14 protein-coding genes are annotated in these 15,457 nt (G+C 35.8%); 6 read left to right on the forward strand and 8 right to left on the reverse strand.

Annotation, left to right across the window (positions count from 1 at the left end; all coding sequences use genetic code 11):
• Positions 1–191: 191 nt before the first annotated feature.
• Genes truB through FFWV33_RS06050 form a run of 4 tightly spaced genes read right to left on the reverse strand, consistent with a single transcriptional unit; the run spans position 192 to position 2,914 of the window.
• Positions 192–896: a tRNA pseudouridine(55) synthase TruB gene (gene truB / locus FFWV33_RS06035; RefSeq protein ID WP_108740075.1), complete on the reverse strand. Its 705-nt coding sequence runs from the start codon at positions 894–896 to the stop codon at positions 192–194.
• Entirely contained in the window at positions 896–1,714 is an 819-nt protein-coding gene (locus FFWV33_RS06040) for an undecaprenyl-diphosphate phosphatase (RefSeq protein WP_108740076.1), read from the reverse strand. The genes truB and FFWV33_RS06040 overlap by 1 nt, the downstream gene beginning before the upstream one ends.
• A 35-nt stretch (positions 1,715–1,749) precedes the next feature.
• A complete protein-coding gene (locus FFWV33_RS06045) occupies positions 1,750–1,986 on the reverse strand; it encodes a DUF3098 domain-containing protein (protein WP_108740077.1) in 237 nt (78 codons plus the stop codon).
• Positions 1,987–2,038: 52 nt separating this feature from the next.
• The gene (locus FFWV33_RS06050; RefSeq protein ID WP_108740078.1) at positions 2,039–2,914 is read right to left on the reverse strand and encodes a cell division protein FtsX; all 876 of its coding nucleotides are present in this window, start codon (positions 2,912–2,914) and stop codon (positions 2,039–2,041) included.
• A gap of 160 nt (positions 2,915–3,074) precedes the next feature.
• Here FFWV33_RS06050 and FFWV33_RS06055 point away from each other — a divergent pair, with 160 nt between their 5' ends.
• Positions 3,075–6,374, forward strand: coding sequence for a leucine--tRNA ligase (locus FFWV33_RS06055; protein WP_108740079.1), 3,300 nt, complete (start codon positions 3,075–3,077; stop codon positions 6,372–6,374).
• 212 nt (positions 6,375–6,586) lie between these two features.
• Positions 6,587–7,276: a zinc metallopeptidase gene (locus FFWV33_RS06060; protein ID WP_108740080.1), complete on the forward strand. Its 690-nt coding sequence runs from the start codon at positions 6,587–6,589 to the stop codon at positions 7,274–7,276.
• 104 nt (positions 7,277–7,380) lie between these two features.
• Here FFWV33_RS06060 and FFWV33_RS06065 read toward each other — a convergent pair whose 3' ends face one another.
• Both FFWV33_RS06065 and FFWV33_RS06070 read right to left on the reverse strand, forming a co-directional pair.
• Complete coding sequence (locus FFWV33_RS06065) at positions 7,381–8,130, reverse strand: uroporphyrinogen-III synthase (protein WP_108740081.1); 750 nt, start codon at positions 8,128–8,130, stop codon at positions 7,381–7,383.
• Positions 8,131–8,143: 13 nt separating this feature from the next.
• Positions 8,144–8,815: a DUF4271 domain-containing protein gene (locus tag FFWV33_RS06070; RefSeq protein ID WP_108740082.1), complete on the reverse strand. Its 672-nt coding sequence runs from the start codon at positions 8,813–8,815 to the stop codon at positions 8,144–8,146.
• 104 nt (positions 8,816–8,919) lie between these two features.
• Between FFWV33_RS06070 and FFWV33_RS06075 the strand changes: the two genes are divergently transcribed.
• Genes FFWV33_RS06075 through FFWV33_RS06085 form a run of 3 tightly spaced genes read left to right on the forward strand, consistent with a single transcriptional unit; the run spans position 8,920 to position 11,551 of the window.
• On the forward strand, positions 8,920–9,645 hold the full coding sequence (locus FFWV33_RS06075) for a polyprenol monophosphomannose synthase (protein ID WP_108740083.1): 726 nt from the start codon (positions 8,920–8,922) through the stop codon (positions 9,643–9,645).
• A gap of 11 nt (positions 9,646–9,656) precedes the next feature.
• Positions 9,657–11,003, forward strand: a complete 1,347-nt coding sequence (locus FFWV33_RS06080) for a dihydroorotase (protein ID WP_108740084.1) — start codon at positions 9,657–9,659, stop codon at positions 11,001–11,003.
• Between the two features lie 38 nt (positions 11,004–11,041).
• A complete protein-coding gene (locus FFWV33_RS06085; RefSeq protein ID WP_108740085.1) occupies positions 11,042–11,551 on the forward strand; it encodes a DUF4296 domain-containing protein in 510 nt (169 codons plus the stop codon).
• Positions 11,552–11,564: 13 nt separating this feature from the next.
• Here FFWV33_RS06085 and FFWV33_RS06090 read toward each other — a convergent pair whose 3' ends face one another.
• A complete protein-coding gene (locus tag FFWV33_RS06090) occupies positions 11,565–12,554 on the reverse strand; it encodes an NAD-dependent epimerase/dehydratase family protein (protein ID WP_108742471.1) in 990 nt (329 codons plus the stop codon).
• A 428-nt stretch (positions 12,555–12,982) separates the two neighbouring features.
• Between FFWV33_RS06090 and tyrS the strand changes: the two genes are divergently transcribed.
• Positions 12,983–14,275, forward strand: a complete 1,293-nt coding sequence (gene tyrS, locus FFWV33_RS06095) for a tyrosine--tRNA ligase (RefSeq protein ID WP_108742472.1) — start codon at positions 12,983–12,985, stop codon at positions 14,273–14,275.
• 144 nt (positions 14,276–14,419) lie between these two features.
• Here the strand turns inward: tyrS and FFWV33_RS06100 are convergent, their stop codons facing one another.
• Positions 14,420–15,421, reverse strand: a complete 1,002-nt coding sequence (locus FFWV33_RS06100) for a LuxE/PaaK family acyltransferase (RefSeq protein ID WP_108740086.1) — start codon at positions 15,419–15,421, stop codon at positions 14,420–14,422.
• Positions 15,422–15,457 lie beyond the last annotated feature (36 nt).

Raw genomic sequence — 15,457 nt, forward strand, 5'->3', positions numbered from 1 at the left:
TTAAATACAAACGTCATGAAAAATTTATTCGAAAAAATGTATGATTTCTTTACTCGTCTATTATTTGGAAACGAGCATATGACCCATTATTAATCTTTCAATAGAATTTGATCGATTAAATAGCTTTAAAAGAATACAATGGTAAACACAGGTAAATTTATATTTACGCTGTGTTTTTCCATTTATAGTGGTTAGGCTTTTTCTAAATTTTCTTCAAAAAAGGTAGGGTCAATGGCATTAATTACGTTGTAATCGCCAATCTTCGTTCTTCGCAAAGCAGTCAAATGCGATCCAGATTGCATTGCTTTTCCAAAATCATACGCAAGAGAGCGAATGTACGTTCCTTTGCTGCAAACAACTCTAAAATCAATTTCAGGTAGTGCAATTCGTGTGATTTCAAATTCATGAATCACGGTTTTTCTAGAGGCAATTTCTACCGTTTCACCCGCGCGTGCATGTTCGTATAAGCGAACGCCATCTTTTTTGATTGCAGAGTAAATTGGTGGTACTTGATCTATTTCGCCCAAAAATCGCTTAACAGTCTCGTGAATTAATGCTTCGTCAATATGCGCTTTTGGGTATTCTTGGTCCACTTCCGTTTCTAAGTCGTAGGATGGAGTGGTAGCGCCTATAAAAAACGTACCTGTATATTCTTTGGCTTGTCCTTGTATCTCCGAAATTCTTTTGGTGAATTTACCCGTACATACTATCAATAAGCCTGTAGCCAAAGGATCTAATGTTCCTGCATGACCAATCTTAAATTTTTTTGGAAGTCCTGCTTTGTTGATTAAAGCATATTTCAATTTATTCACTGCCTGAAATGAGCTCCATGTCAATGGTTTGTCAATCAATAAAACTTGTCCGTTGAGGTAATCTTCGGTAGTTAATGCAATCATTATTTAGCAGTATAAAAGTAGATTAAAAGACCAATCCCAATGATAATTCTATACCAACCCCAGAATTTAAAACCATATTTAGTCAATACCGTTATAAAGGTCTTCACTGCAATTAATGCAACTACGAAGGCAATTACGTTTCCTAAAACAAATAACTGAATGTGATTGTCATCTTGCATAATCATTTCGTAACCCTTCATTTCGGTCGCAGTACCTTTTCCCCATGTTTTCACAAACACAGAATAAACAGTCACTGCCAACATGGTAGGAACCGCCAAGAAAAAAGAGAATTCAGCTGCTGCTCTTCTGCTTAAACCTTGCGTCATACCTCCAATGATTGAGGCTGCAGAACGGGATGTTCCTGGCATCATGGCAAGACATTGCCAAAAACCAATGGTTACCGCCGTTTTAATCGTAATGTCTTTTTCTTCAAGTATTACTGGGTTTTTGAACCAATTGTCAACAAACAAAAGGACCACACCTCCTAAGACTAATACAGTGGATATAGCGATTTGATTGCCCAATACCGCCTCAATGGCATCATCAAAAAGATACCCTAATACCAATGCCGGAATTACAGCAGCGGTTAATTTTATGTAGATGTGTAAATCTTTAAAGTCAAAAAATTTCTTCCAATACAATACGACTACTGATAAGATGGCTCCAAACTGAATAGAAACCTGAAACATCTTTAAAAAATCACTTTCTTCCATTCCTAGCAATGAAGCTGTAAATCCCATATGGGCAGTGGAAGAGATTGGTAAATATTCTGTAAGTCCTTCTATTATCGCAATGATAATGGCTTGTATTGTATTCATTAAAATTTTTTAAAGTATTGAATTATCGTCTAGCGTTATGCTTTCTTGTTGGTTTTTAGTATCGAATAAATGGTAATTCCAAAACCAATCAAAACCGTAGTTGGTGCCAAACGTATTCTTCTGAAGTTAAAAATTTCTTCATTAAAAACCGTTGGGTCATCACTACCACCACCAGACATTAATATAAAGCCTACTGCAATCACAGCCAAACCAATTAATAGTATTTTGTAGTTGATACTTTCGAATAAAAATTCTTGTGTGTTCTCTTTCATGATATTTTTTTTACTTACTTAATTATGAAACCTTCAATAAGGTCTAACTAAATTAATATAAATCGTCTGTTCTTAGGTTCAAGAAACGTTGTGTAGCAAAATGTGTACTTATCCAAGTGATCAATATCCCCACACCCATTACGGCCGCAAATACAAGACCGATTAAGGTTTTGTTGGCTAATATTTCAAGTTCAGGAAAATTTGTTTCTACATAAAAAAGCATAATCATCAAGCCAATAATAGCAAGTGTTGCGCCCAAAATTCCGAGTCTTACACTGCGCATTACAAATGGTTTACGAATAAACGATTTTGTAGCACCAACCATTTGCATGGTTTTGATGATAAATCTGTTCGAATATATCGATAAACGCAAAGAACTGTTAATCAACAAAACGGCGATAAAAGTCAAAAAGCAGCTAATGATCAAAATCCACATACTTACTTTTTTGATGTTGTCATTCACAAGGTTTACAAGTTGCTTGTCATAAACAATATCAGATATGTTTTCGTTTTCACGAAGTTGTTTTTCGATTTTAGCAATACTATCACGCTCTACATAAGCCGCTCTAAAATGGATGTCGTACGAGTTTTGCAACGGGTTTTCGCCCAAAAAGGTCAAGAAATCCTCACCAATAATATCGGTATGCTGCTTTGCTGCCTCGTCCTTAGTGACATATAAAGATGATTTTGCAAAAGGCGCCTTTTTCAATTCATCGCCAAATGTTTTTAATTCGGCATCTGTAGCTTCGTTTTTGAAAAATACAGTCATCGCGATTTTTTCTTTAAAATCATCAGCCAATTTTTGAGAATTGATGATGAAAAGGCCTAATGTTCCCAATAGAAACAAAACCAAAAAAATACTTAGGACAACTGAAAAATAGGACGAAATTAGCCTGCGTTTCTGAAACTTATCAAATGAAGAACTCATAGTGTTTTTTAATTATGGCGTAAAAATAATAAAGTATTTCTTTATTTGAAGTTAATAACGTTCAAAGTTTTGACTTTCGTACAATAAACGTAAATTTGCTGCTTTATAATTTAGCAAAACCTAGATACGTAGTGTCTTTGTACCTTAGAAACTCACTGTGATGAAATACAATCCGAACGAAATTGAAGCCAAATGGCAAAAATACTGGGCAGACAATAAAACTTTTGCTGCCTTAAACACCTCAAGCAAGCCCAAACATTATGTTTTAGACATGTTTCCTTACCCATCTGGAGCAGGACTGCATGTTGGGCATCCGTTAGGGTATATTGCATCAGATGTGTATGCTAGGTTCAAACGTCACCAAGGTTTTAATGTGTTGCACCCAATGGGGTATGACAGTTTTGGATTGCCAGCAGAGCAATATGCCATTCAAACAGGTCAACGTCCAGAAGATACTACGAGAGTAAACATCGATGGTGGTTTTGATAAAGAGGGTAATAAAATCGCAGGATATAGAAAACAATTGGATGCTATTGGGTTTTCATTTGACTGGGATCGAGAGGTTCGTACTTCCAATCCTGATTATTACAAACATTCGCAATGGATATTCATTCAGTTATTCAATTCATGGTACAATAAAAATAGTGATAAAGCAGAGGATATTTCGACCCTAATCACTCATTTTTCATCAGAAGGAAATGCAAATGTGGATGCGGTTTGCGATGATCATATTGTGGTTTTTACAGCTGCTGAATGGAACGCTTTCGCGAAAGAGAAGCAAGAAAAGATTCTTTTGCAATATCGAATGACCTATTTGGCAGAGACCGAAGTGAACTGGTGCCCAGGATTAGGAACTGTTTTGGCCAATGATGAAATTATCAACGGCGTATCTGAACGCGGCGGTTATCCTGTAGTTCGAAAAAAAATGACACAATGGAGCATGCGTATATCTGCCTATGCAGAGCGCTTGTTGCAAGGATTAAATACAATAGACTGGAGCGAAAGCATCAAAGAAAGTCAGCGCAATTGGATTGGAAAAAGTGTTGGTGCGATGGTTAAGTTCCCCATCCTATCCTTCCCCGAAGGGGAAGAGAACTTGGGGTCTGAAAATACTTTGGGTTATATGACAGGTGGAAATAATTCTCATTTACTGTTGGAAAAAGCAAAAGAAATGAGAAATAATCCAACCGAAGCCGAAAAGACATTATGGTTGAGTTTAAAATCAAAAGCATTAGATTATAAATTTAGACAACAGCACTTAATTGCAGATTATATTGTAGACTTTGTTTGTTTGTCAAAAAAATTAGTGATAGAAGTTGATGGAAGTATTCACGATAGCCAAGTAGAAGCAGATGAGGAAAGAACCAAGGTTCTTAACGAAAAAGGATTTAAAGTAATTCGTTTTAAAAACGAAGAAATACTTAGAAATCTGCCGGGTGTTCTCGATACAATAACAATAGAATTAGACAATATAGCTGTTTCTACTGACGCTTCTATTGGAGTTCCCCCTTCGGGGGTTAGGGGGATTACAGTCTTCACAACACGTCCTGATACTATTTTTGGAGTGACGTTCATGACCTTAGCGCCAGAGCACGAATTGGTAGCACAGATTACTACTGAAGCTCAAAAAGAAGCAGTAGCTGCTTATGTGGAGAAAACAGCTAAACGTTCTGAGAGAGAACGTATGGCCGATGTAAAAACAATTTCGGGTGTGTTTACTGGTGCGTATGCAGAACATCCTTTTTCCAAAGATCCGATTCCGGTTTGGATTGGGGATTATGTATTGGCTGGATATGGTACTGGTGCTGTAATGGCGGTTCCTTGTGGTGATGAGCGTGATTATGCTTTTGCTAATTTCTTTAAAGGTCAAGAAGGAATGCCTTTGATTAAAAATATTTTCGATAAAGATATTTCTGAAGCAGCCTTTGGTTCGAAAGACGGATTTCAATTAGTAGATTCCGATTTCTTGAATGGATTAGGATATAAAGAAGGAACCAAAAAAGCAATTGAAGCTTTAGAAAAACTAAATCAAGGTTTCGGGAAAATAAATTATCGTTTGCGTGACGCTGTTTTTTCTCGTCAGAGATATTGGGGAGAGCCGTTTCCGGTATATTACGTTAATGGTTTGCCGCAAATGATTGATGCACAGTATTTACCAATCATTTTACCTGAAGTAGAGAAATATTTGCCAACCGAAGACGGATTGCCACCATTAGGTAACGCAGCTGTTTGGGCTTGGGATACTACTATCAATAAAGTAGTTAATACTGACTTGGTTGATAATACAACAATTTTTCCTTTGGAATTGAATACGATGCCAGGATGGGCGGGTAGTTCATTCTACTGGATGCGTTACATGGATGCGCATAACGAAAACGAATTTGCAAGCAAAGAAGCGCTGGCGTATTGGGAATCGGTAGATTTATACATTGGTGGTAGCGAACACGCAACGGGTCACTTATTGTACTCGCGTTTCTGGAACAAATTCTTAAAAGACAAAGGATACGCACCAACCGAAGAACCATTCAAGAAATTGATTAATCAGGGAATGATTTTGGGGACAAGTGCTTTTGTGTATCGTTTGGAAGGAACAAATTCATTTGTTTCAAAGAACAAAATTGATGGACAAAATGTGCAGCCAATTCACGTTGATGTTTCAATGGTTAATTCATCTGATGAATTAGATGTTGAAAAATTTAAAGCTTGGAGGGAAGAATATAAAGATGCCGAATTTATCTTAGATGAAAACGGTAAATACATAGTAGGTCGCGAAGTCGAAAAAATGTCTAAGTCGAAATACAATGTAGTAACGCCAGATGATATTTGTACTGAATACGGAGCAGATACTTTACGTTTGTACGAAATGTTTTTAGGACCATTGGAACAAGCCAAACCTTGGAATACAGCTGGTATATCAGGTGTTTTTGGTTTCCTGAAAAAGTTATGGCGTTTGTATTATGAAGAAGATACAATGGTCGTGACTGATGAAGAGCCAACCAAAGACAATCTTAAAACACTACACAAAACCATCAAAAAAGTGGCAGATGATATTGAAAATTTCTCTTTCAATACTTCCGTTTCACAATTTATGATTTGTGTAAATGAATTGTCGACTCAAAAATGTCATTCTCGTGCAATACTTGAGCCATTGGCTATCGTAATTTCGCCTTATGCACCGCACATTGCTGAAGAATTATGGTCATTACTAGGGAATAAAGGTTCGATTGCTACGGTTCCTTTTCCGGTATTCGAAGAAAAACACTTAGTAGAGTCAGAAAAAGAATATCCGGTCTCTTTCAACGGAAAAATGCGTTTTACATTGACTTTGCCTTTGGATTTAACCAAAGATCAAATTCAAGAAATCGTATTGGCAGACGAAAGAACTATCAAACAATTGGATGGAAAAACGCCAAATAAAATAATTATTGTTCCAGGGAAAATCATTAACCTAGTGGGATAATAAAGTTAAAACAAATATTTTAGATTAAAATCCAAAGCGTTTTAGGTAATACTATAAACGGTTTGGATTTTTTTTTGTTCGAAATCGACTCTTAAATTTGATCTTGTATGTTGACTTTTCAAACAGTATCATAAATGTCAAATTGACATCTTATTATTTTGGTTCAGAATTTGTTGTATGTTTATAACAAGAAAACAATAAAACATAAAATTATGGGAATGGGATATATGATACTTGCTGGTATAATTATGCTAGCGAGTTGGTTGGTCAGTTCAAGACTGAAAAGCAAATTCGAATTTTATTCAAAATTACATTTGCAGAACAATATGAGTGGTGCTGAGATTGCTCAAAAAATGCTTTCGGATAACGGTATTTATGATGTACGCGTAATTTCGACACCAGGGCAATTAACAGATCACTACAATCCGACGGATAAAACGGTAAATTTAAGTGAGTCGGTTTACAACCAACGCAATGCTGCCGCTGCAGCAGTCGCGGCTCACGAGTGTGGACATGCTGTGCAACATGCAGTTGGGTACAATATGCTACAAATGCGATCAAAATTGGTTCCTTTTGTGAGTGTTGCTTCCAAGTACATGCAATGGGTGTTGTTGGGTGGTATTTTGATGTTACGTACTTTTCCTCAATTATTATTGATAGGTATCGTATTGTTTGCTGCAACAACTATTTTTTCAATCGTAACCTTGCCGGTGGAATATGATGCGAGTAACAGAGCATTAGCGTGGTTAAAGAACAAAAATATGCTCAACCCTGCTGAATACGCCGGTGCCGAAGATTCCTTGAAATGGGCAGCACGTACTTATTTGGTAGCAGCATTGGGGTCTATTGCTACGCTTTTGTACTATGTCAATATATACATGGGTAACAGCCGCCGAGATTAATTAGCATCAGATTTGTTTTGATTTATTCGAAAACAATAAGCATAAAAAATGCCCCAAATAGTTTTGAACTCTTTGGGGCATTTGTTTTATAAAGGCTAAAGTAATTATTTTACTTTGTTTACTTCATTGATGTATTTTTCGATAGCCATTGTCATAGAAGGTGTTCCTGGTGTTGGTGCAAGAATATCAATTCTTAAACCGTTGTCAAGTGCTTCTTTTTGCGTTGTGCTTCCAAAAACAGCAATACGAGTATCGTTTTGTTTGAAGTCAGGAAAGTTTTTGAACAATGATTTGATTCCAGTTGGACTGAAAAAAGCCAAAACATCATAATAAACATCTGCTAAATCAGATAAATCACTCATTACTGTTTTGTAAAAAATAGCAGGAGTCCAATCTACTTTAAGACTATTCAAAGTCGTCGGTGCATCAGCATTCAATTGGTCAGAAGCAGGCAACAAGAATTTTTCGTCTTTATACTTTTTGATTAATGGAGATAAATCTGCAAAATCTTTGGCTCCAACATAAATTTTACGTTTTCTGTACACTACGTATTTTTGTAGATAGAAAGCTACTGCTTCCGATTGACAAAAATATTTTAAACCTTCGGGAACTTTAAAACGCATTTCTTCAGCTACTCTAAAGAAATGATCTACAGCGTTACGACTCGTTAAAATAATGGCAGTAAAATTGTTAAGATCGATTTTTTGCAATCGGATCTCTTTAGCGCTAACTCCCTCGATGTGGATAAAAGGCCTGAAATCAATTTTAATTTTATGCTTTTGTTGCAATTCAAAGTAAGGAGAATTTTCAACTTTAGGCTCAGGTTGTGATACCAAGATAGTTTTCACTTTCATATTTTAACAGTTTCTAAGCGCTACCTTTTGTGTACCAGTAATACATAAAAAAATAGGGTGCAATTTCGAGAGTGCAAAGATATAAAATAAAATAAAACAACTTACTGATTATTAAATTTTGATAGTTTTTTATTGATGTTAAGTACGAGAGCAGGTTGGCTATCAGTATTATAGCGATAATTGTCTGCGGAATTATTATCGAAATACTGTCTTGGTAAAACAGAATTATGTTGAAAGGCAAGATTAAAAGGCCGATATAGGTGCGATATGTCACTTTTTGTAAGTTGAATTGCTCTGCTAATTCTTCAATATTGAAGGCGGTAGCTATAATTTTTTCGATTAAAAACTTTGATAAAATAAAAAACACGACAAAGGTCAATATCTGAATGTATAAAATATAATCTGTTTTGGAGGCGTTGCCAAAAACACTCAAAGACAATTGTATGAAAAATGCAAACGATATGGCTTGTACCACAAAGAGTGTTGCAGTAAAGGTGCTGTTCAAATGGGTAGCGTCACGGTAGATTTTTGCGTATTTATCTGAAAACAATAAATTCACAAAGTCTCCAAAACGGCTTTCGTTCATTGTTTTGGTTACCGCTATTAATATAAATGACAGCACAAATAATACGGTTGCCCAATCTTTGCTCTCTAATAATCGTGGATGAAGTAAATGTTCTGTCATAGTGTGGCAAAATTAGTAATTTTTTGTTTCAAACTTTTTATTATAGTTTTATTATCACTCAAATGCTTTAAAAAGTTTACTTTTGCGGTGAAATTATTTAAAAAATGAGCGACTGTATTGTTATAATTCCTACCTATAACGAAATTGAAAACATCGAAAGTATTATTCGTTCTGTGCTATCACAGCATAAGAACTTTCATATATTGGTAATCGACGATAATTCACCTGATCACACGGCAGACAAAGTAGTTGTTTTGCAATCGGAGTTTGAGGGACGTTTATTTTTAGAAAAAAGAATGAAAAAAGCTGGACTAGGAACCGCTTATGTTCATGGTTTTAAGTGGTCGATAGCGCGTCAATATGATTATATCTTTGAAATGGATGCCGACTTTTCACACAATCCAAACGATTTAGAGAAGTTGTACAACGCCTGCCATTTTGGTGATGCTGATCTCGCTATTGGTTCTCGTTATGTGACCGGAGTAAATGTGGTCAACTGGCCGCTGAATAGAGTGTTGATGTCTTATTTCGCCTCTGTGTATGTTCGTATGATCACCGGAATGAAAATTCATGATGCCACTGCAGGATTTGTTTGTTACAAAAGACAAGTTTTGGAGACCATCAAACTGGATAAGATTAAATTTGTTGGATATGCATTTCAAATTGAAATGAAATACAGAACTTTTAGTCGAAAATTTCAAATTACCGAAGTTCCTATTATCTTTACCGATAGAACCAAGGGTCAATCCAAAATGAGTAATTCTATTATTGTAGAGGCGGTATTTGGAGTGATTTCTCTGAGATTCAAAAAATTATTTAATACATTATAAGTATCAGTACAATGAACAGGGTTTTAATTAAGAATGCCAAAATAGTAAATGAAGGAGTAATTTTTGAGGGCGATGTTTTAATTGAAAATGACTTAATTGTTGAGATTTCAGAAAGCATTAGCGCTAAGTCCTCAGATTTTGTAATTATTGATGCCGAAGGTAATTATTTAATGCCGGGTGCTATTGACGATCAAGTTCACTTTAGAGAGCCAGGTTTGACTCATAAAGGAGATATTGAATCAGAGTCAAAAGCAGCTGTAGCAGGAGGTATTACTTCTTTTATCGAGCAACCTAATACAATTCCTAATGCGGTAACTCAAGAAATTCTTGAAGAAAAGTACCAATTAGCAGCTGAAAAATCATATGCGAACTACTCGTTTATGATGGGTGCTACCAACGACAACTTGGAAGAGGTATTAAAAACCAATCCCAAAAATGTAGCAGGGATCAAAATATTTTTAGGTTCTTCAACCGGAAATATGTTGGTAGATAACGAAGCGACACTCGAAAAAATATTCTCAAGTACGCCTTTGTTGATTGCTGTTCATTGTGAAGATGAAACAACAATCAAAGAAAACACAGCCAAATACATTGCAGAATATGGCGATGACGTACCTGTAACGGCTCACCACTTGATTCGTTCAGAGGAAGCTTGTTATATTTCTTCGTCCAAAGCAGTTGCTTTGGCAAAGAAAACAGGAGCACGTTTGCATGTCTTTCATCTTTCTACTGCCAAAGAAATGGACTTGTTTACCAATAAGATTCCGTTGTCAGAAAAGAAAATTACTGCTGAGGTTTGCGTACACCATCTTTGGTTCACAAATGATGATTATGCAACCAAAGGAAATTTAATAAAATGGAATCCTGCAGTAAAAACGGCAGCAGACAGAGATGCTTTGTGGAAAGCGCTTGTAGATGACCGTATTGACGTTATTGCAACCGATCACGCACCTCATACACTTGAAGAGAAAAAACAACCGTATCTAAAAGCTCCTTCTGGTGGACCGCTAGTACAACACGCTGTTGTGGCAATGTTTGAAGCGTTTCATCAAGGTAAAATTACGGTGGAAAAGATAGTAGAAAAAATGTGTCACAATCCTGCAAAAATCTTTCAGATCGAAAAGAGAGGGTTTATCAAAGAAGGTTATTATGCCGACTTGGTAATTGTGAATGCTGGTTTACCTTGGGGAGTTAAAAAAGAGAATATTTTAGCCAAATGTGGATGGTCTCCTTTTGAAGGTTATACTTTCAAATCTAGAATCACTCATACTTTTGTCAATGGGCAATTGGTGTACAAATCATTCAAGGTGAAAGACATTAAAGCAGGACGTCGTTTATTATTTGATCGAAATTTTTAATAAAATAACAAGGTGCTTTTCATTCGATAAAAAAAAGAATGAAAAGCACAATTGTGAAGAATAAGGTAATGCAGCGTATGAGAAGTATAGCAATCATTTTTTTACTGTTTTTGTGTGTTGGGTGTAAGGAAGAGGTTTTGAAAGAACCAAAAAACCTAATACCCAAAGATAAAATGGTTGATATTCTTTATGATTTGGCCTTGCTAAATGTGGTGAAGTATCAAAATGCTGCCAAAATGCTAGAGTATAAAGGGAATGAACTAGAGTATGTGTATAAAAAATACAATATTGATAGTACTCGTTTTGTGCAAAGTAACAGCTACTATGCGTCTGACTATAAAAATTACAAAGAAATATTTGATCAAGTAAAAGTACGTGCAGAGTCAAAAAAAATACTACTTGACACCTTGTTAAATAGAGCGGAACGAAAAACACGTTCATCAAATAAAAACGGTATCCCAGCTGATAAAGATTCAGTAGCAAAAACCAAAAGGTTTAAAGAAAGAATGGAAGCGGTAGAGGTTGGAAGTGAAGGAGTTGTGAATTAATCACAGCCTTGTTTTATGCTTTTGCTATCGATTTAATATAGGTAGAAATATCCAAAAAGCTGATTTTTAAATCGGCTTTTATTTTTTCATTAGAAAATATTTTACTGCCATAGCTCGCTCTTGCGCTATACTTTGTGAAATTCCTTTTACTACCAGTCACCATAGACCAAATTTTGTCAAGTCTCCAAATAGTTTCTAATAACCATGGCTTAGCCTCAATAGTTGGATGCTTCTTGTGTAGCGCGTCACTCATGCTATTTAAAATTTCTTGGAAAGTACGATTTTCAGCCACCACAATATAGCGCTCGTTACTATGTTCGCTGTTCATAGCGCTCGTTGCTGCTTTAATTACATCGGGAACAGCAACAAATCCAGTGGTGCCTTTTGTAAAAAAGGACAAACCGTTGGCTACTCTTTTATACAGTAGTCCGCTACCTTGGTCGTCAAATCCGGGCCCAAGTATGACTCCAGGATTGATGATTACCGTTTGTAAGCCTTCTTGTTGTCCTCTCCAAATTTCCATCTCGGCTCCATACTTTGAGATGGCATAATCAGAATGTGGTTTTTCAGGATTCCATTCTGTTTCTTCGGTTACTACAGTTTCATGTTCGGCCAAATCGCCCAAAGCGGCTACTGAGCTTATGTGGCATAGTTTTGTAATGTTTTTTGCTAAACAAAAATTTACAATATTGGCTGTGCCTTCAATGTTTGTTTTTCGTAAACGGTTTTCGTCTTTTGGATCGAAAGAGATAAGGCCTGCGCAATGGTACACATGTGTGATACCTATAAATGCTTCCTCTAACTGCGGAACATCAAGAATGTCAGCCAAGTGCCATTGAATTTTTCCGAACAGCTCCTTTTTTTTATAACTTAAAAATAAAGCTTCCGTTTTTTCAATCCCGTCTTTGGTGCGATAGATGGCACGTACATTTTGGTTTTTTTCTACCAAATGAAGTAGTAAATGCGCTCCAACTAATCCTGTTCCTCCTGTTACTAAAATCATAACTTCAAAGGTAAGAAAAGTAAAAGTCAATTTCTAAATACAAGATACAAAATACAAGATACAAAATACAAAATACAAAATACAAAAGTCAATTTCAATTGCAAAAATCAATTTCAAAAAATAAAAAATAGTATTGTTAAACTTAACTTAGAATTTTGTTGTCTTTATTATTGCTGTTGCTTTTTGAAGTTGACATTTGAAGTTGACATTTGAGATTGACATTTGAAATTGACATTTGAAGTTGATATTTGAAGTTGACATTTGAGATTGACATTTGAAGTTGACATTTGAAGTTGCTTTTTGAAGTTGACATTTGAAGTTGACATTTGAAGTTGACATTTGAAGTTGCCTTTTGAAGTTGCTTTTTGTTTTTGAAATTGATTTTTGACAGTCGAATTGCTATCTTTGCACAAATTGAAGAAAAAAAGATGAAAAATTTTATTGAAGAAGTAACTTGGAGAGGAATGCTCCACGATGTTATGCCAGGCACAGAAGAACATTTGATGGAACAAATGCGTGTGGCGTATGTGGGTATTGACCCAACTGCAGATTCATTACATATAGGACACTTGGTTGGAGTAATGTTATTAAAACATTTTCAAATAGCAGGGCATAAACCATTGGCTTTGGTTGGTGGTGCAACAGGAATGATTGGTGATCCATCAGGAAAATCGAATGAAAGAAACTTGTTGGACGAACCTACTTTGCGTCACAATCAAGAAGCGATAAAAGGGCAATTAGAGCGCTTTTTAGATTTTACTTCAGATGCTGCAAATGCTGCCGAATTGGTAAACAACTACGATTGGATGAAGGATTTTTCTTTTTTAGAATTCATTCGTGATGTAGGTAAGCACATTACAGTAAATTATATGATGGCCAAAGATTCTGTAAAGAAACGTTTGTCGTCAGAAGCGGCTGAAGGGATGTCGTTTACAGAGTTTACTTATCAACTGGTGCAAGGATATGATTTCTTGCATTTGTATAGAGAGAAAGCCTGTACGTTGCAAATGGGTGGAAGCGACCAATGGGGAAATATTACTACTGGTACAGAGCTAGTGCGTAGAATTGCCAGCGGAAAAGCATATGCCTTGACTTGTCCGTTAATCACAAAAGCAGACGGTACTAAATTTGGAAAATCTGAAGGTGGAAATATTTGGCTGGATTCAGCAAGAACATCTCCTTATAAATTTTACCAATACTGGTTAAATACCTCAGATATTGATGCTGAAAAATATATAAAAATCTTTACTTTTTTATCGAAAGAAGATATAGAGTCATTGACAATTGAGCATAGAGAAGCGCCGCATTTGCGTTTGTTGCAAAAGCGTTTGGCAGAAGAAATTACTGTTATGGTACACTCTGCAGCCGATTTGGAAAATGCCATTAAAGCTTCGGCAATCCTTTTTGGAAACGCTAATGCTGATGATTTGAAGCAATTGGATGCTGCAACCTTTTTAGAAGTTTTTGACGGTGTGCCACAAGCTGAAATCGCAAAAGCAGATCTTGAAAGCGGAATCGAAATTATCACTGTTTTGAATGATAAAACAGGGTTTTTTAAATCCAATGGAGAAGCGAGAAGAGCTTTGACTGCCAATTCAATTTCTGTTAATAGAGATAAGGTAAAAGAAGATTTTATGCTAACTGCGACAGATTTAATAAACAACCAATTTGTATTATTACAAAGCGGAAAGAAAAATTATTTTGTGGTAAGAGTGGTTTAATTTTGACTACAAGTCCGAGTCATCGGTTTTAATATAAAAACCCCTGCTTGAGTTTAAAACGCTAGCAGGGGTTTTTCTTTGTATATTTTTCCTTTGCGTTCTAGAGCCAAAAGCCAAGAGCCAAGAGCCAAATGCCAAAAGCTACTACAAAACCATTAAATTACATCCACGTATATCTGAATTATCAAAACGTCCCAATACTTCGAAAGAGTTGTTGGGATATTTTTTGCCTAAATCTTGCGTTGCAATAAATGAGCAAGAATTAATATTTGCTAAATCAATCACATTGATTCCACCTGTTTTTCCTGTAGGTATGTAGGTCAGTGCGTCTTCGGTGTCGCGCACTAGGATTTGCATCCAGGCAGGACATTCAAAAATTCCATCTCCCAGAGAATAAGCTTGCGATAATAATTCGGTCATTCCATATTCAGAGTGAATAGCAGTTACGCCAAAACCATCACATAGTTGTTGGTGTAATTCTTCTCGAATCATTTCTTTTCGTTTGCCTTTCATACCACCAGTTTCCATAATAATGGTAGATCCCCCTAGCCCCCAAAGGGGGAACGAAATAGATTTAGAGTATTCAATTAAATCCAATAAAGCGTAAGTAACTCCAATTAGGATTATATTTTTTCCTTCTTTATTTAGTTGGGTGAGATTTTTTATAAGTTCGTCATGATTGTGCAAATAAAAGCCACTTTCAGGTCGGTTGGTGCGTTGTATCAAATCTTCGACCATATGAATTAATGATGAGCCTTCGCGTTCTAGATAAGAGGGTAGGAGGGCGAGAACAACATAATCTTCGATGTTACCATAGAACTCTGAAAAAGCTTTCTGATAACTTTCTTCATAAATAGAAACATCGGTGACTTGATGCTTACTCGTTATCATTCCGGTAGTACCGCTGCTGGTAAAAGTAGTTTCGATTGGGTTGTTATTGCTAACAACGTTATGACTTTTAAAAAATTGAATAGGTAAAAACGGAATCTGTTCAATTGATTTTACTTTTTGAACATCGGTTTTTAAATGATTGCAAAACTCTTGATAGACCAAATTGTTTTCGTATTGGTATCGAAAGGTTTTTAGAGCTATTTTTTCAAATTGCTTTTGAGAGGCTATTGTGAAGATGTCAGTAGTTGCAATCAATTTTATACTTTTTATACAAAAGTAGTAAACTAAAAA

This window comes from Flavobacterium faecale, assembly GCF_003076455.1.
GTDB lineage: Bacteria > Bacteroidota > Bacteroidia > Flavobacteriales > Flavobacteriaceae > Flavobacterium > Flavobacterium faecale.

Coding starts and splice junctions, on each gene's coding strand:
- truB (WP_108740075.1), bottom strand. CDS start 896: ATGATTGCATTAACTACCGAAGATTACCTCAACGGACAAGTTTTATTG.
- FFWV33_RS06040 (WP_108740076.1), bottom strand. CDS start 1,714: ATGAATACAATACAAGCCATTATCATTGCGATAATAGAAGGACTTACA.
- FFWV33_RS06045 (WP_108740077.1), bottom strand. CDS start 1,986: ATGAAAGAGAACACACAAGAATTTTTATTCGAAAGTATCAACTACAAA.
- FFWV33_RS06050 (WP_108740078.1), bottom strand. CDS start 2,914: ATGAGTTCTTCATTTGATAAGTTTCAGAAACGCAGGCTAATTTCGTCC.
- FFWV33_RS06055 (WP_108740079.1), top strand. CDS start 3,075: ATGAAATACAATCCGAACGAAATTGAAGCCAAATGGCAAAAATACTGG.
- FFWV33_RS06060 (WP_108740080.1), top strand. CDS start 6,587: ATGGGAATGGGATATATGATACTTGCTGGTATAATTATGCTAGCGAGT.
- FFWV33_RS06065 (WP_108740081.1), bottom strand. CDS start 8,130: ATGAAAGTGAAAACTATCTTGGTATCACAACCTGAGCCTAAAGTTGAA.
- FFWV33_RS06070 (WP_108740082.1), bottom strand. CDS start 8,815: ATGACAGAACATTTACTTCATCCACGATTATTAGAGAGCAAAGATTGG.
- FFWV33_RS06075 (WP_108740083.1), top strand. CDS start 8,920: ATGAGCGACTGTATTGTTATAATTCCTACCTATAACGAAATTGAAAAC.
- FFWV33_RS06080 (WP_108740084.1), top strand. CDS start 9,657: ATGAACAGGGTTTTAATTAAGAATGCCAAAATAGTAAATGAAGGAGTA.
- FFWV33_RS06085 (WP_108740085.1), top strand. CDS start 11,042: ATGAAAAGCACAATTGTGAAGAATAAGGTAATGCAGCGTATGAGAAGT.
- FFWV33_RS06090 (WP_108742471.1), bottom strand. CDS start 12,554: ATGATTTTAGTAACAGGAGGAACAGGATTAGTTGGAGCGCATTTACTA.
- tyrS (WP_108742472.1), top strand. CDS start 12,983: ATGAAAAATTTTATTGAAGAAGTAACTTGGAGAGGAATGCTCCACGAT.